We start from the raw sequence: 18,244 nt of genomic DNA on the forward strand, positions 1-18,244 counted from the left end.
GATGACGCTTCCCGCCCTCGTCGGCGCCCTCCTCATCGGCCTCTCCCTCGGGCTTTTGGGCTCGGGGGGGTCCATCCTCACCGTGCCCGTCCTCGTCTACCTCCTGGGGGAGCCCCCCAAGCAGGCCATCGCCGAAAGCCTCCTCATCGTGGGCGGGATCGCCCTCCTCGGGGCGGTCCCCTACGCCCTGAGGGGCCTCGTGGACTTCCGCAACGTCCTCTTCTTCGGCCTGCCGGGGATGGCGGGGACCTACCTCGGGGCGTGGCTTTCCCGCTTCGTCCCGGGCCAGGTCCAGCTCCTCACCTTCGCCCTGGTGATGCTCCTCGCCGCCTACTTCATGGCGAGGCCCCTCCCCTTGAAGCGCCAAGAAGGCGGGCGCAAGCCCTGGAAAATCGTCCTGGACGGCCTCGCCGTGGGGGCCCTCACCGGGTTCGTGGGGGTGGGGGGCGGGTTTTTGATCGTCCCCGCCCTGGTCCTCCTGGGGGGGCTTCCCATGCACCTCGCCGTGGGCACGAGCCTCCTCATCATTGCCCTGAAGTCCTTCGCTGGGTTCTACAAGTACCTCCACCTCCTCCCCGCCTTAGGCCTCTCGGTGAACTACCAGGTGGCGGGGCTCTTCGTCCTCGTGGGCTTTCTCGGAAGCCTCCTCGGGGGGAGGGTGGCGGTGCGCCTGCCCCAGGAGGGCCTCAAGCGGGGCTTCGCCCTCTTCCTGGTGGCCATGGGAGTCTTCATCGTGGCCCAGAACCTGGGCTAGGCGCCCATGTGGTAGGCTTCGGGGGATGCCGCGCTACGGGTTCCACCTTTCCGTCGCCGGGAAAAAGGGCGTGGCCGGGGCGGTGGAGGAGGCCACCGCCCTCGGCCTCACCGCTTTCCAGATCTTCGCCAAAAGCCCGCGGAGCTGGCGCCCAAGGGCCCTCTCCCCGGCCGAGGTGGAGGCCTTCCGCGCCCTAAGGGAGGCCTCCGGGGGCCTTCCCGCCGTGATCCACGCCTCCTACCTGGTCAACCTGGGGGCGGAGGGGGAGCTTTGGGAGAAGAGCGTGGCGAGCCTGGCGGACGACCTGGAGAAGGCCGCCCTCCTCGGGGTGGAGTACGTGGTCGTCCACCCCGGCTCGGGCCACCCCGAGCGGGTCAAGGAAGGGGCCCTCAAGGCCCTGCGCCTCGCCGGCGTCCGCTCCCGCCCCGTCCTCCTCGTGGAGAACACCGCCGGTGGCGGGGAGAAGGTGGGGGCGCGGTTTGAGGAGCTCGCCTGGCTCGTGGCGGACACCCCCCTCCAGGTCTGCCTGGACACCTGCCACGCCTACGCCGCCGGGTACGACGTGGCCGAGGACCCCCAAGGGGTCCTGGACGCCCTGGACCGGGCCGTGGGCCTAGAGCGGGTGCCCGTGGTCCACCTCAACGACTCCGTGGGCGGCCTCGGAAGCCGCGTGGACCACCACGCCCACCTCCTCCGGGGAAGGATCGGGGAGGGGCTCAAGCGCGTCCTCTTGGACCCGAGGCTCAAGGACCGGGTCTTCATCCTGGAAACCCCCAGGGGAGTGGAGGAGGACGCCTGGAACCTCCGCGTCCTTAGGGCCTGGCTCGAGGAGGCCTAAGCGCCCCACCCTGTCCTTAGACCGAAGGGGAGGCCCCTAAGTACCCCACCGCGGTTTCGCCGCGGTGGGGGTCCCAAATTGGCCTCCCAAGCCTCCCTCATGTTGCGAAGCCGACGTGCGGACACTTAGCCCAAAAGGAGGGTGGTGAAGAAGACCCGGCGGGCGAAGGCCAAGACCTCCTGGATGGGCCCCCTGAGGACCGTGAGGATGAGGAGGAAGGAAAGCCAGGCGTACTGCTCCAGCCGCCAAAGCCAAGGGTGCCAGGCCAAAGGGAGAAGGCTTTGGAGGATCTTGGAGCCGTCCAAGGGGGGTATGGGGAGGAGGTTGAAGACGGCGAGGACGAGGTTGATGGAGCTCGCCACGTAAGCGGCGAGGGCGAGAAGCCCCAGGGCAGAGCCCCCACTCCCCCGGAAGGCCCCATAGACCCCCTCCGGGTCCAAGGCGAAGAGGCCCCGCACCGCCAAAGCGAAGAGAACGGCGAGGGCCAGGTTCACCAGGATCCCGGCCACGGAGACGGCGAAGAGGCCCAGGCGGTAGGCCCGGAAGGCGGGGGGGCGGATGGGCACGGGGCGCGCCCAGCCGAAGCCCACGAGGAGGAGAAGGAGGGTTCCCAAAGGGTCCAGGTGCCGCAAGGGGTTCAGGCTGAGCCGCCCTTGGCGCTTGGCCGTGTCGTCCCCGAAGAGGTGGGCGGCGTAGGCGTGGCCCACCTCGTGGAGGACGAGGCTCATCACCAAGGCCGAGAAGGCGAGGAGGAAGGCAAGGGGGTCTTCTTGCAGGAGGGCGATCATAGCCCGAGGGCCCGGTAGAGGGTGGCGAGGAGGCCGGAAAGCCCCCGGACCACCGCGTCGGTCACGCCGGTGTAGGAGAGGAGGAGGAAGATGACGAGGAAGCCCACGGGGCCATAGGAGGCGAGCTGGTCCAGGAAGCGGCGGGCCTCGAGGCCCCCCACGGCGTAGAGGGCCTTGGCCCCGTCCAAGGGGGGCACGGGGAAAAGGTAGATGGCGGCGTGGAGGAGCATCAGGCGCTGGCCCAAAACGAACCCCTCGCCGAAGGGGTAGGGCAGGAAGCGGGCGAGAAGGCCGTAGACGAAGGCGGCCACTAGGAAGCCCAAGGGCCCCATCAGGGCCACCATCGCCCCCTTGCGCCCGGGGAGGCGGCTGGGGACAAACCGGGGCCAGCCGAAGCCCAGAAGGGCGAGGAGGACGAGGCCCAAGGGCTCCAGGTGGACCCGGGGGTCCAGGTGCAAAAAGCCGTACCGCCTTGGGGCCACCTCCCCGTAGCGGTCGGCGAGCCAGGCCTGGAAGAGGTTGTGGAGGATGAGCCCCAAGGCCCCGAGGAGGAAGGCCAGGAGGAAGACCGGCGGATCATTCAGGTAGGGCAAGAGTCCCATCGCCCAACAGTTTACGGGCTAAGGCCAGCTCCTCCTCAAAGCTCCGCACCTCTCCCCGCCTGCGGGCCTCGGCCACCCGGCGCAAAATCTCCCCCACCTTGGGGCCCGGCTTCAGGCCGAGCTGGAGGAGGTCCCGGCCCATGAGGACGCGCCGCTCGGCCTTGAGCCAGGCCTCCTTTTCCGGAAAGAGGGCGAGGAAGGCGGCCCGGAGGGGTTCCCGCCCCAAGGCCTCTTTGGGCACCTCCTCCCCCCGGGAGGCGGCGAGGAGGAGGGTAAGCCCCTCCCTTAGCCTCCCGGGAAGGGCGAGCCAGGCCGCCCGCTCCAGGGGGTCTTTCTGGTGGAAGAGGAGGAGGAGAAGCCGGGCCTCGGCGAGGCCCTCCTCGGCCCGGAGCCTAAGGAAGGGGGCCTCGGGAGGAAGGTCCAGGCCGTAGAGGGCCTTGAGGGCGCCGAGCTCGGCGAGAAGGGCCAAGGCCCGGTAGAAAGCCTCCTCCTCCAGGGTGAGGAGGAGTTCTTCCCGGAGGCGGCTCCGGCTCGTCCCCGCCACCACCTCGGGAAGGAGGGCGGGGGCGAGAAGCCGCGGCACCTCCTCCGCGAAGCGGAAGCCCAGGCGGGTGGCCAGCCTCGCCCCCCGCACCACGCGGGTGGGGTCCTCCACGAAAGAGAGGGGGTGGAGGGGGCGGAGGAGGCGGGCCTTTAGGTCCCTAAGCCCCCCGTAGGGGTCCAAAAAGGCGAGGCCGCCCAGGTCCACGGCCATGGCGTTCACGCTGTAGTCCCGGCGCTCCAGGTCCCGGGCGATGGGGGCGCGGCGCACCTGGGGAAGGGCGCCGGGGTAAGGGTAGACCTCCTCGCGGCTTTCCGCCAGGTCCACCACGAGCCCGAAGGGGAGGCGGACCCGCGCGGTGCCGAAGGCGTAGTGGAGGCCGTAGCTTCCGCCGAAGCGGTCCACCAGGAACTGGGCCACCCGGGCCACCTCCACCCCGGGGCCCACGGCGAGGTCCAGGTCCGGGCCAAACCGGCCCAAAAGGGCGTCCCGCACCGCTCCCCCCACCAGGTAGATCCCCTCGGGGAAAGCCTCCTTCAGGGCCTCCACCACCCGCAAAACCCCGCTGGGAAGGGCCTTTAGAACCCGCTCGGCCAGGGTGGGCTCGGGCCTGGGGGCGCTCCGGTAGAGGTCGGTCCGGGTGTAGATCCCGAGAAGCCGCCACCCCTCCCCCGCCCGCTCCCCCACGAGCACCCGCCCCCCGGCCTCCCGCAGGCGGGGCTCCACCTGGGAAAGGGGGGTGGAGGGGGGAAGGACCACCGCCCGGGCCAGAAACCCCTCCACCGGGTGGTCGCCGAACCCCAGGCGCACCGCCTTGCGCAGGTCCCGCCTGCGGGCAAGCCCCAGCACCCGGACTCCCTCGCCCAGGGGCTCCACCACGGGCATGGCCCCGTAGCCCCGCTCCTCCAGCTGGCGGAGGGCCTCGCGCACGGAGGTGGGGCCGAGGGTCTCCACGGGGGCGGTCATCGCCTGGCCCAGGGTGGGCTCGGGGTCCAGGAAGGCCTCCAGGGTTTCCAGAAGCCGGGCCAGGGCCCGCCCCTTGCCCCGCACCCGGGCGAAGGCCGCCCGGGCGTGCCCACCCCCGCCCAAGGCGCCAAGCCACCGCCCCACGTCCAACCGGGCTTTGCTCCGGGCGATGAGGAGGGTGTCCCCCCCGAGCCTTAAGGCCAGAAGAACCCCGTCCGCCTCGTAGAAGTCCAGCAGGGTGTGGGCAAGGGGGGCGAGGGCGGGCACGTACCCCTTCTCCCGGGCCCGGGCCACGAGGAGCCTGAACCCCTTCCGCTCCACGAGGTGGGCGGTCCTCAGAAGCCGGGAGAGGATCTCCCGGGCCTCCTCGCCGAAGCGGGGGCGGACCCAGTCCCGGACGCGGGCGACCTCGGCCCCCTGCCGGAGGAGGTGGCCTGCGGCCTCGAGGTCCTCCGGGGTGGTGGAGGGGAAGCTGAACCCCCCCGTGTCCTCCCAGAGGCCGGCGTAGGCCAGGGTGGCCTCCAAGGGGTCCAGGGCCACGCCCCGCTCCCGAAGGAGGGGCACGAGGAGGCTCACCGTGGCCCCCACCGGGGCCACCCTCCCCCCCACGGCGGGCACGTCCCCCGGGGTCCTCGGGTGGTGGTCGTAGACGAGGAAGGGCACCCGGCCCACCAAGGCGGCGAGGGGCCCGAGGCGCTCGGGGCGGGCGTTGTCCACGAGGACCACCTCCCGCACCCGGTCCAGGGGGATTTCGCTTGCGGGCACCAGGTCCAGCCGGTCCTCAAGGAGGGGAAGGACCTCCCTTAAAACCCCTTCCACGCCCCCCACCAGGGCGAGAACGCTCCCCGGGTAAAGCCGCCCCGCCAGGACCATGGAGCCCAGGGCGTCAAAGTCCAGGTTTTCGTGGGCCGCCACGACCCGCACGGCCCCAGTCTACCTTGACGGAGGCGGACGGCGCTGGTACACTCCTTTTTGGCACTTGGAGAGGTGCCCGAGTGGCTGAAGGGACACGACTGGAAATCGTGTAGGGGGGCTTAAACCTCCCTCGCGGGTTCGAATCCCGCCCTCTCCGCCAAAAGGCCCCGGCGAAGGCCGGGGCTTCCTTTTTCCGGTGGGCCGCGCCGCCTCTGGGACCCTTTGCGCGCGGAAAAATGGTATGGTTCTCCCGTGCGGCGCTGGCTCCTGTTCCTGCCCCTGCTCGCGGCCCCGGCCTGGGGCGCCTGCGCGGACCGACCCTACGTCCTGGAAACGGAAGAAGGGCTTCTCGGCGGGGAGAACCTGAGCTACGAGGAGGGGGTGCTCCTCGTGGAGGGCCGGGCCTGCCTGGAGCGTCCGGGCCTCGCCCTCGAGGCCCCCTGGATCCGCTACCTGGAGGAGGAAGGGGCCTTCCTCGCCCCCGGGCTTTCCGGGGAGGTGGAGGGGTGGCGGCTTCAGGCGGAGGGGATGGAGGGCAAGGCCCTCCTCCGGGTGCGCCTCGCCAAGGGGAGCCTCAGGGCGGAGGCGGAGCGCCTCCTCCTGGAACGCCCCCCCAAGGGGGAAGGGGTCTTCCTAGAGGCCCCGGCCTACCGGGTCCGGGCCGAGCGGGCCACCTTCACGGGGGAGGAGGCCCGCCTTCAGGGCTTCCTCGCCACCCCCTGCCCCTGCGGCGAGGACCTGCGGCTCGCCATGGAGGAGGCCCTCTTCCGGGTGGACACGGGGGAGCTCGTGGGGGACGCCGCCCTGGGCCTCTTCGGCCTCGAGGTGCCCCTGGAGGAGGCCCGCCTCAACGTCTACCGGAGGCCAAGCCTGGCGAGCCCCTTCGTCCTCTCCGCCACGGAAACGGGGGGACTCACCCTAGGCCTCAAAGACCTCCCCCTCCCCCAGCCCGGGGAGGAGGTCGGCCGCTGGAGCCGCCGCCTCACCCTCATGGGGACGGGCCTCAACTCCCCCCAGGCCGCCCTCCTCCTGGGCCTCAAGGAGGGGAGCCTCGGGGCGGAGGTCCAGTTGGGCTACGCCGCCGGGGTTCGGGCCTTCGGGGAAGGCGTTTACCTGGCCTACACCCCCGACCCCCCCGACGCCACCACCCCGAGGCTCGAGGCCCGCTACGCCCCCTCCCTGCGCCTGGAGGGCCTGGCCCTCACCCCCTTCCTCCGCTACGCCGAAACCGGGGCGCGGACGGGCCTCACCCTGGGGGCGGAGGGGAGCTACCGCCTCGAGGCCCGGGAGGGGCCCTTCCGCCTCGCCCTCGTCCCCTCCGCCCTCCTCGCCCTCTACCCCGGCCTCGGCCACGACCCCTACCTCGTCCTCGGGGGGAGCGCCGAGGTGGGCTACGGCGAAGGCCCCTTCCGGCTCCGCCTCCTCTACGCCGGCCGGTACGCCGCCCTAAGCCCTACCCCCGCCTTTGCCTACGAGGAGCGGGCCGAGTTCCAGCGCCTCCAGGTGGAGGCGGGCTTCGCGGGGGTAAGCCTCCTCTACCGGCTGGAAAACCCCTTGGGGGACCGGGTGGACCGGGTGGAAGCCGCCTACGCGGCGGAGGGCCTCGGCCGCCTGGCCCTGGCCTGGGTGCGGGGAAGCTACGCGGAGTGGCGCCTCGCCTACACCCCGCCCCTGCCGCAAAGGACCTGCTGCCAGGCCCTGTGGCTCGCCCCCGAGCTGGGCCTGGGCCCCGAGGGGCCAAGCCGCTACGGCCTCACCCTGCGCTACTACGACGGCTGCTTCGCCTACGAGGTGCGGGCGGCCCGGGTCCTCCAGGGCCAGCACGACGAGGCCACGGGCTACACCCTAAGCTTCGGCCTCACCCTGCGCTAAGCGACCTTACCCCGGGCGCACGTCCACCACCCGCTCCCCGGCGGCCTCGAGCCTCTTGGGAACCCCCTCCACGTCCTCCCCCACCACCCGCATCACCAGGCGCTGGTAGCCGGGAAGGTGGGCCGCGGTGGCGATGGAGACGATGTTGGCGGGAGGGACGGCCTGGGCCATCTGGGCCAGGGCCCCGGGGACGTCGGGGACGTCCACGGTGATGCGGAGGCCCCCAAGCCTGAGGCCCAGGACCTCAATGAAGGCCCGGAGCACGTCCGTCACCGTGATGATCCCCAAAAGCCTCTCCCCCTCCATCACGGGAAGGCCGCCGATCTTCCGCTCCTCCATGAGGAGGGCCGCCTTCTCCAGGGGCTCGTCGGCCTCCACGGTCACCACGGGCTTGGCCATTACCTCCTGCACCGTGAGCTTGGAGAGGAGGTAGTTCATCTCCCACACCGAGAGGGTGGTGGCCTTGGAGGGCATGGCGTCCTTGAGGTCCTTGTCGGTCACGAGCCCCACGAGCCTCTCCCCCTCCATCACGGGAAGGCGCCGGAAGCCCTTTTCCTTGAGGAGGCGGATGGCCTCCAGGACGGGGGTGTCCGGGGCCACCACCACGGGGTCTTTGGTCATCCAGTCCCTGACGAGCATCCTGCCACCTCCTAGGGGCCAGTCTACGCCCGCCATCCAGAGCAAAATGTCCCGCCCCCGTGGGGGCGGGAAGGCGCGCCCTCTTCCTTCAGCGCAGGTTCACGCCGAGGACGACCCGGCTGGACCCACCCCCGCCGAAGGGGTAGTAGTACTCCCCGTCCAGGAAGAAGCCCGTGCGGGGATCAAAGAGGACCTCCGCCCCCAGGGAGAGGTGCACCCCCACAGCGCCTGTGCCCGCGATCCTCGCCCCGAGGCCCCCGCCGAAGTAGGGCCGGATGCCCCGCAGGTCCCGGTCCAGCTGGACGAGGTCGGGCTTGAAGAGGACCTCTCCCCCCAACAGGAAGCTGGGCCCCGAGGGGAAGAGGTCGCCGAAGGCCCGGAAGGCCAGGCTCCGCTCCAGGGGGGCCTCGAGGGCGAGGCCGATCCCCGCCCCCCCAGGGGGAAGGACGAGCCGGAACCCCACCGCCCGCTGCCCCAAGGCCACAGAGCCCAGAAGGAGCGTTCCCAAAAGCGCCACAAGCCCAAACGCCTTGCGCATACCCAACCTCCGAGGCCAAGCTTACCGGGTTTGGCCTTAGCCCGCCATAGACCTTGCTCTCACAAGCCCTTCACCCAAAGAGGCTAAGCTTGGCGGCATGAAGAGGCTACCCTTGATCGGCGTCCTCCTCGCCTTCGGCGCCCTCCTCACCCCGATGCTGGCCCAGAACAAGACGGTGGCGAGCCGCGTGGGCTTCGTGGACGCGGACGCCCTGGTCCAGGCCCACCCCGACTACAAGAAGGTCCAGGAGGTCCAGTCCCAGGCCCGTAAGGAGCTCGCCCCCCTGGAGGAGAAGCTCAAGCCCTTGGACGAAAAGGTGCGCTCGGGCCAGGCCACGGCCAAGGAGCGCCAGGACTACGAGGCCTTGGCCAAGACTTACCAGGCCACCCTCAAGAAGTGGCAGGACCGGCAGAGCCAGGTGCTCAAGCCCATCCTCGAGGACGTGGACAAGGCCATCGCCAAGGTGGCCAAGGCCCAGGGCTTCTCCGTGGTGATGAGCCGCCAGGTGGCGGCCCAGTCGGGGCTCGTGGTCTACGCCGACGAGGACACGGACCTGACCCAGGCGGTGATCCAGGAGCTCAAGCGCTAGCGGCCCCAGGCCCAATAGGGGGGCGGCCTGCCCCCCTATAATGCCTCTGATGGCCAAGCGAGGCGCGGCCAAGCGCAACAAGCCCAGCCGGAGCGGGGAGACCCGGGCCCTCCTCCTCGGCGCCTTCGCCCTCTTCCTGGCCTCGGGCCTCCTCCCGGGGACGGGGGCCGTGGGGGATTTCTTGCGGGAGGCCTTCTACGGGGCCTTGGGGCTTCCCGCCTACCTCACCCCCCTGGGCCTCCTCGCCCTGGCCTACCTCATCTACCGGGGCCGCCCCCTCAAGGGGTTTTTCCGCCACCTCCTCTTCGCCTACCTGGTGGCCTTCGCCCTCCTTCCCCTCCTGGGAGAGGCGCTTGGGGGGCGCCTGGGGGCCGGGATGCGGGCCGGACTGGAGGCCTGGCTCGGCTGGCCCGGCCTCGCCTTGCCCCTCCTCGCCGCCCTCGCCCTGGTGGACCTCTGGCGGGGAAGGCCCCCTTGGGACCTCCTCCGCCGGGGGCTCGTCTTCGGGGTGGGGCTCGTGCGCCGGGCCCGGCTGGGCCTCCGCCTCTTGGCCCTCAGGCGGCGGCTCGGCCTCCTCGCCCGCCTCTACCCGGAACACATCGCCCTGAAAGCCCTCGCGCAAAGCCTCGCCCCCGAGGAGCTTCCCAAGGTGGAGGAGGCCCTCCGGGACTTCGTGCGGGAGCGGGTGGAGGAGTACGCCAAAAGGATGCGGGAGGACCAGAGGCCCCTGGAGCCCCGCCTCCAAGCCCTCCTCCAGGCCCTGAAGGCCCCCGTGCCCGGGGAAGGCCCCTTGCGGGACGCCCTGGAGGAGCGCCGGGCGGCCCTCCTCCTCGAGGCCTCGGCCCTCGCCGCCCGGATCGCGGCCCTCTCCGCCCTCCCCGCCCTCTCCCCCACCCTTTCCGGCCTGCTTCGCGCCCGGAGGCTAAGGGAGGAGCGGCGCGCCCGCTGGGAGGAGGTGGCGGGGCTTCTGGAGGACCTGGAGGCCCGCTTTGACGAGCTCTCCCGCTGGCTCGCCTTCCTCGAGGCCAACCCCCAAAGGCAGAGGGAAGGCCTCCGGGCCCTCCTCACCCAAAGTCCCCCGCCCGCGCCCGCCCAGGCCCCGGAGCCCGAGCCCGAGGCCTTTGACCTGGACCTCGTCTTCCCCGAGCCGGAAAGGCCCGCCCCCCCGCCTGCGCCTGCCCCCTCCCCGCCCCCCGCGCCCACCCCGGGCCTGCTCGCCCTCCCCACCCCCGACCTCCTGGACCCCCCCGAGCCCAAGGAGCGGAGCCGGGCTTTGGAGGAGGAGGCCGAGCGGCTCAAGCGCACCATCGCCGAGACCCTCCGGCACTTCGGCGTCCAGGCCGAGGTGGTGGGCCACGCCCGGGGGCCCAGCGTCACCCGGTACGAGATCCTCCCCGCCCCGGGGGAGAAGATCAGCCGGATCCAGAGCCTGCAGAACGACCTGGCCCGGGCCCTGGCGGTGGGGGCGGTGCGGATAGAGGCCCCCATCCCCGGCAAGAACACCGTGGGCCTCGAGGTCCCCAACCCCAAGCGGGAGCTCGTCCGCCTCTCCGAGGCCGTCCTTTCCCCCGCTTTCCAAAACGCCAAAGCCCTCCTCCCCCTGGTCCTGGGGAAGAGCATTGAGGGGGAGATCTGGGTGAAGGACCTCGCCAAGATGCCCCACCTCCTCATCGCCGGCTCCACGGGAAGCGGGAAGAGCGTGGCCATCAACGTCCTCCTCCACAGCCTCCTCTTCAAACACCTGCCCACGACCTTGCGCCTCCTCCTCATTGACCCCAAGATGGTGGAGCTCACCCCCTACGAGGGCATCCCCCACCTGGTGCGGCCCGTGGTCACGAGCCCGGAGGAGGCCGCAGGGGTCCTGCAGGGGGCGGTGGCCCACATGGAACGGCGCTACCGCCTGATGAGCCAAGTGGGGGCCCGGAACCTGGAGCAGTACAACGCCAAGGTGGGCCCCGAGGAGGCCCTGCCCTACCTGGTCATCGTGGTGGACGAGCTCGCCGACCTGATGATGACCGCCCCCAAGGAGGTGGAGGCGGCTATCCTCCGCCTCGCCCAGATGGCCCGGGCCACGGGGATGCACCTCATCCTCGCCACCCAGCGGCCCAGCGTGGACATCCTCACCTCCCTCATCAAGGTGAACATCCCCGCCCGCCTGGCCTTCGCCGTCTCCAGCGGGTTTGACTCCCGCACCATCCTGGACGCCCAGGGAGCGGAAAGGCTCATCGGCCAGGGGGACGCCCTCTTCCACCAGCCGGGCCTGCCCAAGCCCGTGCGCCTCCAGGTGCCCTACGTCTCCGAGGAGGAGGTGGCCCGGGTGGCGGGCTTCCTCCGGGGCCAAAGCCACGAGGACCGCTTCGCCGAGGCCTACGGCGCCGACTTTGAGCCCCCGAAGGCGGTGGAAGGGGGAGGGCCGGGGGAGGTGGACTTCTCCGACCCCCTCTTGAAGAAGGCGGCGGAGATCGTGGTGGAGGAAGGGTACGGCTCGGTGAGCCGCCTGCAGAGGCGGCTTTCCATCGGCCACGCCCGCGCAGGGAAGCTCATGGACGCCCTCGAGGCCATGGGCATCGTGGGCCCGCCCCGGGGCTCCAAGCCCCGGGAGGTCCTCGTCACCAAGGACCAGCTCAAGGACTTCTTCGGCTAAGGGGCTTGCCCCCCCTCCCCCGGGGGGCTATGATAGGCGCTTGTGGAAACGGTGCCGGGCGGGCGCTGGGTAGCGGAGATCTACGGGTGCGACCTCTCCGTGTTGGAAAACCCCAAGATGGTGGAGGCGGCCCTTCTGGACGCGGTGATGCGCCTCGGGGCTCCCCGGGATTCGGCCCAGTCGGTGGTCTACAAGTTCCACCCCCAGGGGCTCTCCGCGGCGGTGGTGAGCCCCGTGGCCGCGGTGATGATCCACACCTGGCCCGAGGACAACGCCTCCGCCACCCTGGACCTCTACTTCTACCGGGACGGGGTGGACCCGGAGGAGGTGCTCAAAGGCCTCACCCGGGCCTTTGGGGCCAAGGAGGAGTCCGCCTTCCGCTACTGGCGGGGCACGGAGCACGCCATCAAGCGCCGGGCCTTCGGCGCGGAGAGGGCCGAGTAGAAGGAGGACCTATGGACTACGGGATGTACTTCTTTGAGCACGTCACCCCCTACGAGACCCTGGTGCGGCGGATGGAACGGGTCATCGCCTCGGGCAAGACTCCCTTCCAGGACTACTTCCTCTTTGAGAGCAAGGGCTTCGGCAAGGTACTCATCCTGGACAAGGACGTGCAGAGCACGGAAAGGGACGAGTACATCTACCACGAGACCCTGGTCCACCCCGCCATGCTCACCCACCCCGAGCCCAAGCGGGTCCTCATCGTGGGGGGCGGGGAGGGGGCCACCCTGAGGGAGGTCCTCAAGCACCCCACGGTGGAGAAGGCGGTGATGGTGGACATTGACGGGGAGCTGGTGGAGGTGGCCAAGCGGCACATGCCCGAGTGGCACCAAGGGGCCTTTGACGACCCGAGGACCGTCCTCGTCATTGACGACGCCCGGGCCTACCTGGAGCGCACGGAGGAGCGGTACGACGTCATCCTCATTGACCTCACCGACCCCGTGGGGGAGGACAACCCCGCCAGGCTCCTCTACACCGTGGAGTTCTACCGCCTGGTGAAGGCCCACCTGAACCCGGGGGGCGTGATGGGGATGCAAGCGGGGATGATCCTCCTCACCCACCACCGGGTCCACCCCGTGGTCCACCGCACGGTGCGGGAGGCCTTCCGCTACGTGCGGAGCTACAAGAACCACATCCCGGGCTTCTTCCTGAACTTCGGCTTCCTCCTGGCCTCCGACGCCTTTGACCCCGCGGCCTTCTCCGAAGGGGTGATTGAGGCCCGGATCCGGGAGCGGAACCTCGCCCTCCGCCACCTCACCGCCCCCTACCTCGAGGCCATGTTCGTCCTGCCCAAGGACCTCCTCGAGGCCCTGGAGAAGGAGACCATGGTCTCCACCGACCAAAACCCCTTCTACGTCACCCCCGAGGGGGAGGCCCGGCAGGCCCCTTACAAGGGCTGAGGCCTTCTCACCTTGGGCCGTGGTAGAGTGAGCCCATGCCGCGCGCTATAGTTCTCGTAGTGGTGGCCCTGGCCCTCTTAGGCCTCGGCTGGATCCTCTGGGGGCCCAAAGGCAAGGCGGGGCTGGACCCGGCGGAAGGGGCCCGTTTCGCCCTGGGGCGGGAGGATGCCCCCGTCGTGGTCGTGGACTTCTCCAACTACCTCTGCCCCCACTGCCAAAACCACGCCCTAAACGTCCTCCCCCGGCTTAAAGCGGAGTACATGGACACGGGGAAGGTGCGCTACCTCTTCCGGGACTTCCCCTTTCCCGGGCAGGCGAACGTGATCCGGGCAGGCGAGGCCGCGGCCTGCGCCGCCGAGCAGGGACGCTACTACGAGTACCACGAGGTCCTCTTCCGGGCGGCGGCGGGCTGGGGAAACCTCACGGGGGAGGCCTTGGACCGGTACCTCGTGGACCTGGCGGACCAGATCGGCCTGGAGGAAGGGGCCTTCGCGGCCTGCCTCGCCTCGGGCCGGCACCGGGAGGGGGTCCTCGCCGACCAGAAGCTCGCCACCGACCTCGGCCTCACCGGCACCCCCACCTTCTTCATCGCCGGGGAAAAGCGCACGGGCTTCCTCCCCTACGAGGAGTGGAAGCGGCTTCTGGACGAGGCCCTGGCCAAGGCAGAGTAGCGCCTTGGGGAGGCCGGGAAAGGCGTCTGGTACCCTGAAAGCGTGGAAGCGCTCTGGGTGACCGCCGCCTTCGCCCTAGGCCTCCTGGCGAACCGCCTCGCCCTCCCCCCCCTCGTGGGCTACCTGGTTGCCGGGTTCCTCCTCGCGGGGACCGGCATCCGGGGGACGGCCTTCCTCCACCAGATCGCCGAGGTCGGGGTCCTCCTCCTCCTCTTCAGCGTGGGGCTGAAGCTCCGCCTGAAGGACCTCCTGGACCCCAAGGTGCTCCTCTCGGGGGGCCTCCACCTCGGCCTCTTCGCCGCCCTCGCCTTCCTCTACACGAAAAACCTCCCGCTGGCCATCGCCCTTGGCTTCTCCAGCACGGTCCTGGTGGCCAAGGTCCTGGAGGACAAGAAGGAGCTCACCTCCTACCACGGGAGGATCGCCCTCGGGATCCTGGTCTTCCAGGACCTGGTGGCCGTGGGCCTCCTCACCCTCTACGGGGGCGAGGGGGTGAGCCCCTGGGCCGCCCTCGTCCTCCTCTTGCCCCTCCTCCGCCAGGGGGTGGCCTGGCTTCTGGAGAAAAGCGGCCACGAGGAGCTCCTCGTCCTCTTCGGCCTGGGCATGGCCCTGGGAGGCGGCGAACTCTTCCGGCAGGTGGGGCTTTCCCCCGAGCTCGGCGCCCTCCTCACCGGGACCCTCCTCTCGGGCCACCCCAAGAGCGCCGAGCTCACCAAGGGGCTTTGGTCGCTCAAGGAGGCCTTCCTCGTGGCCTTCTTCCTGGACATCGGCCTGAGGGAAGGGCTTCAGGGCCTGGACCTGGGCCTCGCCGCGGGCCTGACCCTCCTCTCCCTCCTCAAGGCCCCCCTCTTCTTCCTCGTCCTCCTCCTCGTGGGCTACCGGGCCCGCACCGCCTTCGTGGCGGGGATGTACCTGGGCAACCACTCCGAGTTCGCCCTCATCGTGGGGGTGGCCCTGGAGCGGGCAGGCCTCTTCACCGACCTCTCCGCCCTGGCCTTGGCGGTGGCCCTCTCCATGGCCCTGTCCGCCCCGCTCGCCCGTTACACCCACACCCTCTACAAACGCCTGGAGCCCTTCCTCCTCCGCCTGGAGCGGCCAGGGAGCCACCCCGACGCGGAGCCCGAGCGCCTCGAGGGCACGGTGCTCGTGGTGGGCATGGGGCGGACGGGGGACGCCGTCTACCGGGTCCTCGAGGCCCAAGGGGAGTCCCCCGTGGGCCTGGACGCCGACCCCGCCAAGGTGGAAAGGCACCGGGAAAAAGGGCGCCGGGTCCTCTACGGCGACGCCGAGGACCCGGAGCTCTGGGAGAGGCTGGACCTTAGGGGGCTTAAGGCCGTGGTCCTCGCCCTACCGGACCTGGAGGCCAAGGCCCTCGCCGCCCGCTGGCTCAAGGAGCGGGGCTTCCAGGGGCTTGTGGCCGCCACCAGCTACTTCTCCGAGGAGGACCCCGTGCTGGCCCAGGAAGGGGCCCGCCTCATCTTCCATCCGTTCCAAGAAGCGGGGGAAAGGCTCGGGGAGCGGGTCCTGGAGAGCCTCGCTATAATGGGTGAGGTGAACTATGGCCGGTCACAGCAAATGGGCTCAGATTAAGCGCAAGAAGGCCGCGAACGACTTAAAGCGCGGCAAGCTCATCTCCAAGCACCTGCGGGCCATCCAGGCGGCGGCCCGCGCCGGGGGAAGCCCTTACCCCGAGGCCAACGTCCAGCTGAGAAACGCCATTGAGGCCGCCCGGGCCGACGACGTGCCCATGGAGAACATTGAGCGCCTCCTGCAGAAACTCCAAGGCGGCGGGGAAGGCGCCGAGCAGTACGAGGAGATCGTCTACGAGGGGTACGCCCCCGGCGGGGTGGCCCTTTTGGTCTACGCCCTCACCGACAACCGCAACCGCACCGCAAGCGAGGTGCGCCACGTCTTCAGCAAGCACGGGGGCTCCCTGGGCACCACGGGGAGCGTGGCCTGGCAGTTTGAGCGGCGGGGCGTGATCGTCTGCGAGAACACCGAGGCGGCCCAGGAGGCAGCCATTGAGCTTGGCGCCCTGGACCTGGAGGAGGAAGGGGAAAACCTCACCGTCTACACCGAGCCCACGGAGGCCTACCGGATCGCCGAGACCCTGAAGGCCAAGGGGGTGCGGGTAGAGGCGGTGGAGGTGGTGCAGCACCCCCAGAACACCGTCGCCCTCCCCCCGGAGGAGGCCCAGAAGGTGATGCGGCTCGTGGAGGCCCTGGAAGACCTGGACGACGTCCAACACGTCTACACCAACCTGGACCCCGAAAGCCTGCAGGTGGAGGCTTAAGCCCCCACGCCCGGGCTCCGCAACACGGGCCCCTGGCTAAGGGGCCCGGGGATTTTTGGCCGAAGCCCCCGCCTGGGGGCTTCGGTATGGGAGGCAAAACCCACCCCTTTTGCGCATAACCGCAAAAGGGGCTTTTCTTGACCGCCCCCCGCACCCTACCCTAAGCTTCCCCTAACCGCGAGGAAGAGGCACCCCACCTAGGGGAAAGACCCTGAGGCGTTTCCTCGCGGGGGGAGGAGCTTATGGACCGGGAGCACCTGGAAGCGTATTGGGCCAAGAACCTAAGCCTTATCCGGAACCTCCTCGTGGTCTGGGCGGTGGTGGCCTACGTGCTGGGCATCCTCCTCGCCCCCGCCCTGAACGGCATCCGCCTCTTCGGCGGGCCTCCCTTGGGCTTCTGGATCGCCCAGCAGGGGAGCATCTACGTCTTCATCGTGCTGATCTTCGTCTACGCGGCGCGGATGCAGGCCTTGGACCGGGAGTACGGCGTGGCGGACTAGGAGGGAACCATGAGCGTTGAGGTGTGGACCTGGACCATCGTCATCCTGAGCTTCGCCCTCTACCTCGGAATCGGCTACTGGGCCCGGGTGCGGGAAACTGCGGGCTTCTACGTGGCAGGCCGCGGCGTGCCCCCCGTGGCCAACGGGGCCGCCACCGCCGCCGACTGGATGTCGGGGGCGAGCTACATCTCCATGGCGGGCCTCATCAGCTTCCTGGGCTTTGACGGGGCCGTCTACCTCATGGGCTGGACGGGGGGGTACGTGCTCCTCGCCCTCCTCCTCGCCCCCTACCTCCGGAAGTTCGGCCGCTACACCGTGCCCGAGTTCGTCGGGGACCGGTACTACTCCAACCTGGCCCGGGTGGTGGCGGTGATCGCCGCCATCTTCGTCTCCTTTGTGTACGCCGTGCCCCAGCTCCGGGGCGTGGGCATCGTCCTCTCCCGCTACCTGGGGGTGGACGTGGCCACGGGGGTCTGGGCGGCGGTGCTGGTCACCGCCTTCATCGCCGTGCTGGGCGGGATGAAGGGGATCACCTGGACCCAGGTGGCCCAGTACGTGGTCCTCATCACCGCCTACCTCATCATGGGCATCGCCCTCGCCAACCTCCTCACCGGCAACCCCATCCCCCAGCTCGCCTTCACCTTCAGCGACTTCGCCGTGCGGCTGAGCGAGCTCCAGGTGGAGCTCGGCTTCAAGGAGTACGTCGCCCCCTTCCAGAACCTCTCCGCCCTCAACGTCTTCCTCATCACCCTGACCCTGATGGTGGGGACGGCGGGCCTGCCCCACGTGATCATCCGCTTCTACACGGTGCCCAAGGCCTCCGACGCCCGCTGGAGCGCGGGCTGGGCCTTGATCTTCATCGGCCTCCTCTACACCACCGCCCCCGCCATCGCCGTCTTCTCTAAGTACAACCTCCTGAACACCCTGGCCAACAAGCCCCTGGAGGAGGTGCGCCAGATTGACTGGGTCCAGAAGTGGGAGAAGACGGGCCTCCTGAAGCTTGAGGACAAGAACGGGGACGGCATCCTGCAGATGAGCGGGGACCCCCAGGTGAACGAGGTGACCATAGACCGGGACATCATCGTCCTCTCCACCCCGGAGGTGGCCAAGCTCGCCCCCTTCATCGTGGGCCTGGTGGCCGCAGGGGGCCTGGCCGCGGCGCTTTCCACGGCGGCGGGGCTCCTCATCGTCATCGCCAGCGCCATCAGCCACGACCTCTACACCCGGCTCATCAACCCGGGGGCCTCCGAGGCCACCAAGCTCCTCATCGCCCGGGTGGTCATCTTCCTGGTGGTGGTCTTGGCGGCCCCCTTCGGCATCAACCCGCCCGCCTTCATCGCCCAGCTCGTGGCCTTCGCCTTCGGGCTCGCCGCGAGCACCTTCTTCCCCGCCATCCTCCTCGGGATCTTTGACCGGCGGATGAACATGCAGGGGGCGGTGGCCGGGATGATCGTGGGGCTGGTCTTCACCGCCAGCTACATCATCGGCACCAAGTACCTGGGCTGGCCCAACTTCGTCTTCGGCATCACCGCCGAGGGCATCGGCAGCATCGGGATGCTCCTCAACTTCGTGGTGGCCTACCTGGTCTCCCGGGCCACGCCGCCGCCTCCCCAGGAGATCCAGCGCCTGGTGGACGAGATCCGCATCCCCAAGGGGAGCGCGGGCTCGGCCCTGGAGCACTAAGCCTGAGGGAA

At 70.1% G+C, this 18,244-nt stretch carries 17 protein-coding genes and 1 tRNA gene; 13 read left to right on the forward strand and 5 right to left on the reverse strand.

Annotation, left to right across the window (positions count from 1 at the left end; all coding sequences use genetic code 11):
* The first annotated feature begins 1 nt into the window (after window position 1).
* Both TthTMY_RS06770 and nfo read left to right on the forward strand, forming a co-directional pair.
* Window positions 2-754, forward strand: a complete 753-nt coding sequence (locus TthTMY_RS06770) for a sulfite exporter TauE/SafE family protein (RefSeq protein WP_223903111.1) — start codon at window positions 2-4, stop codon at window positions 752-754.
* A 25-nt stretch (window positions 755-779) separates the two neighbouring features.
* Window positions 780-1,592 carry an endonuclease IV gene (nfo, locus tag TthTMY_RS06775; RefSeq protein ID WP_096410727.1) on the forward strand — a complete coding sequence of 271 codons (813 nt, stop codon included), beginning with the start codon at window positions 780-782 and terminating at the stop codon, window positions 1,590-1,592.
* A 125-nt stretch (window positions 1,593-1,717) separates the two neighbouring features.
* Here nfo and TthTMY_RS06780 read toward each other — a convergent pair whose 3' ends face one another.
* The 3 genes from TthTMY_RS06780 to TthTMY_RS06790 are packed head-to-tail and all read right to left on the reverse strand — an operon-like array spanning window position 1,718 to window position 5,413.
* Entirely contained in the window at window positions 1,718-2,380 is a 663-nt protein-coding gene (locus TthTMY_RS06780) for a site-2 protease family protein (protein WP_096410728.1), read from the reverse strand.
* A complete protein-coding gene (locus TthTMY_RS06785) occupies window positions 2,377-2,982 on the reverse strand; it encodes a hypothetical protein (protein ID WP_096410729.1) in 606 nt (201 codons plus the stop codon). The genes TthTMY_RS06780 and TthTMY_RS06785 overlap by 4 nt, the downstream gene beginning before the upstream one ends.
* Complete coding sequence (locus TthTMY_RS06790; protein ID WP_096410730.1) at window positions 2,957-5,413, reverse strand: CBS domain-containing protein; 2,457 nt, start codon at window positions 5,411-5,413, stop codon at window positions 2,957-2,959. Before TthTMY_RS06790 ends, TthTMY_RS06785 begins: the two co-directional genes overlap by 26 nt.
* A gap of 57 nt (window positions 5,414-5,470) precedes the next feature.
* On the opposite strand from TthTMY_RS06790, the gene TthTMY_RS06795 reads away from it, so the two are divergent.
* A tRNA-Ser gene (locus TthTMY_RS06795) sits at window positions 5,471-5,564 on the forward strand.
* A 92-nt stretch (window positions 5,565-5,656) separates the two neighbouring features.
* The gene (locus tag TthTMY_RS06800) at window positions 5,657-7,276 is read left to right on the forward strand and encodes a hypothetical protein (protein WP_096410731.1); all 1,620 of its coding nucleotides are present in this window, start codon (window positions 5,657-5,659) and stop codon (window positions 7,274-7,276) included.
* 6 nt (window positions 7,277-7,282) lie between these two features.
* Here the strand turns inward: TthTMY_RS06800 and TthTMY_RS06805 are convergent, their stop codons facing one another.
* Together TthTMY_RS06805 and TthTMY_RS06810 are read right to left on the reverse strand one after the other, a co-directional pair.
* Complete coding sequence (locus TthTMY_RS06805; protein WP_096410732.1) at window positions 7,283-7,915, reverse strand: CBS and ACT domain-containing protein; 633 nt, start codon at window positions 7,913-7,915, stop codon at window positions 7,283-7,285.
* Window positions 7,916-8,003: 88 nt separating this feature from the next.
* Entirely contained in the window at window positions 8,004-8,453 is a 450-nt protein-coding gene (locus TthTMY_RS06810) for a hypothetical protein (RefSeq protein WP_223903112.1), read from the reverse strand.
* A gap of 97 nt (window positions 8,454-8,550) precedes the next feature.
* Between TthTMY_RS06810 and TthTMY_RS06815 the strand changes: the two genes are divergently transcribed.
* From TthTMY_RS06815 to TthTMY_RS06855, 9 genes are all read left to right on the forward strand, one after another.
* Complete coding sequence (locus TthTMY_RS06815; RefSeq protein WP_096410733.1) at window positions 8,551-9,042, forward strand: OmpH family outer membrane protein; 492 nt, start codon at window positions 8,551-8,553, stop codon at window positions 9,040-9,042.
* A 40-nt stretch (window positions 9,043-9,082) separates the two neighbouring features.
* Window positions 9,083-11,686, forward strand: coding sequence for an FtsK/SpoIIIE family DNA translocase (locus tag TthTMY_RS06820; RefSeq protein WP_096410734.1), 2,604 nt, complete (start codon window positions 9,083-9,085; stop codon window positions 11,684-11,686).
* Between the two features lie 42 nt (window positions 11,687-11,728).
* Window positions 11,729-12,130, forward strand: a complete 402-nt coding sequence (gene speD / locus TthTMY_RS06825; protein ID WP_096410735.1) for an S-adenosylmethionine decarboxylase — start codon at window positions 11,729-11,731, stop codon at window positions 12,128-12,130.
* An 11-nt stretch (window positions 12,131-12,141) separates the two neighbouring features.
* Window positions 12,142-13,086, forward strand: a complete 945-nt coding sequence (gene speE, locus TthTMY_RS06830) for a polyamine aminopropyltransferase (RefSeq protein WP_096410736.1) — start codon at window positions 12,142-12,144, stop codon at window positions 13,084-13,086.
* Window positions 13,087-13,121: 35 nt separating this feature from the next.
* Complete coding sequence (locus tag TthTMY_RS06835; protein ID WP_096410737.1) at window positions 13,122-13,757, forward strand: DsbA family protein; 636 nt, start codon at window positions 13,122-13,124, stop codon at window positions 13,755-13,757.
* 42 nt (window positions 13,758-13,799) lie between these two features.
* The gene (locus TthTMY_RS06840; protein ID WP_096410738.1) at window positions 13,800-15,347 is read left to right on the forward strand and encodes a cation:proton antiporter family protein; all 1,548 of its coding nucleotides are present in this window, start codon (window positions 13,800-13,802) and stop codon (window positions 15,345-15,347) included.
* A complete protein-coding gene (locus TthTMY_RS06845; protein ID WP_096410739.1) occupies window positions 15,316-16,050 on the forward strand; it encodes a YebC/PmpR family DNA-binding transcriptional regulator in 735 nt (244 codons plus the stop codon). Before TthTMY_RS06840 ends, TthTMY_RS06845 begins: the two co-directional genes overlap by 32 nt.
* A 242-nt stretch (window positions 16,051-16,292) precedes the next feature.
* Complete coding sequence (locus TthTMY_RS06850) at window positions 16,293-16,550, forward strand: DUF4212 domain-containing protein (RefSeq protein WP_096410740.1); 258 nt, start codon at window positions 16,293-16,295, stop codon at window positions 16,548-16,550.
* Window positions 16,551-16,559: 9 nt separating this feature from the next.
* Window positions 16,560-18,233, forward strand: a complete 1,674-nt coding sequence (locus tag TthTMY_RS06855) for a sodium:solute symporter family protein (protein WP_096410741.1) — start codon at window positions 16,560-16,562, stop codon at window positions 18,231-18,233.
* Window positions 18,234-18,244 lie beyond the last annotated feature (11 nt).

This window comes from Thermus thermophilus, assembly GCF_019974155.1.
GTDB lineage: Bacteria > Deinococcota > Deinococci > Deinococcales > Thermaceae > Thermus > Thermus thermophilus_C.

Bases quoted from the DNA above. Each gene is read 5' to 3' on its own strand.
- TthTMY_RS06820 (WP_096410734.1), top strand. From the start codon at position 9,083: ATGCCTCTGATGGCCAAGCGAGGCGCGGCCAAGCGCAACAAGCCCAGC.
- TthTMY_RS06785 (WP_096410729.1), bottom strand. From the start codon at position 2,982: ATGGGACTCTTGCCCTACCTGAATGATCCGCCGGTCTTCCTCCTGGCC.
- TthTMY_RS06815 (WP_096410733.1), top strand. From the start codon at position 8,551: ATGAAGAGGCTACCCTTGATCGGCGTCCTCCTCGCCTTCGGCGCCCTC.
- TthTMY_RS06835 (WP_096410737.1), top strand. From the start codon at position 13,122: ATGCCGCGCGCTATAGTTCTCGTAGTGGTGGCCCTGGCCCTCTTAGGC.
- TthTMY_RS06780 (WP_096410728.1), bottom strand. From the start codon at position 2,380: ATGATCGCCCTCCTGCAAGAAGACCCCCTTGCCTTCCTCCTCGCCTTC.
- TthTMY_RS06810 (WP_223903112.1), bottom strand. From the start codon at position 8,453: ATGCGCAAGGCGTTTGGGCTTGTGGCGCTTTTGGGAACGCTCCTTCTG.
- TthTMY_RS06855 (WP_096410741.1), top strand. From the start codon at position 16,560: ATGAGCGTTGAGGTGTGGACCTGGACCATCGTCATCCTGAGCTTCGCC.
- TthTMY_RS06845 (WP_096410739.1), top strand. From the start codon at position 15,316: ATGGCCGGTCACAGCAAATGGGCTCAGATTAAGCGCAAGAAGGCCGCG.
- TthTMY_RS06770 (WP_223903111.1), top strand. From the start codon at position 2: ATGACGCTTCCCGCCCTCGTCGGCGCCCTCCTCATCGGCCTCTCCCTC.
- speE (WP_096410736.1), top strand. From the start codon at position 12,142: ATGGACTACGGGATGTACTTCTTTGAGCACGTCACCCCCTACGAGACC.
- TthTMY_RS06805 (WP_096410732.1), bottom strand. From the start codon at position 7,915: ATGCTCGTCAGGGACTGGATGACCAAAGACCCCGTGGTGGTGGCCCCG.
- TthTMY_RS06850 (WP_096410740.1), top strand. From the start codon at position 16,293: ATGGACCGGGAGCACCTGGAAGCGTATTGGGCCAAGAACCTAAGCCTT.
- nfo (WP_096410727.1), top strand. From the start codon at position 780: ATGCCGCGCTACGGGTTCCACCTTTCCGTCGCCGGGAAAAAGGGCGTG.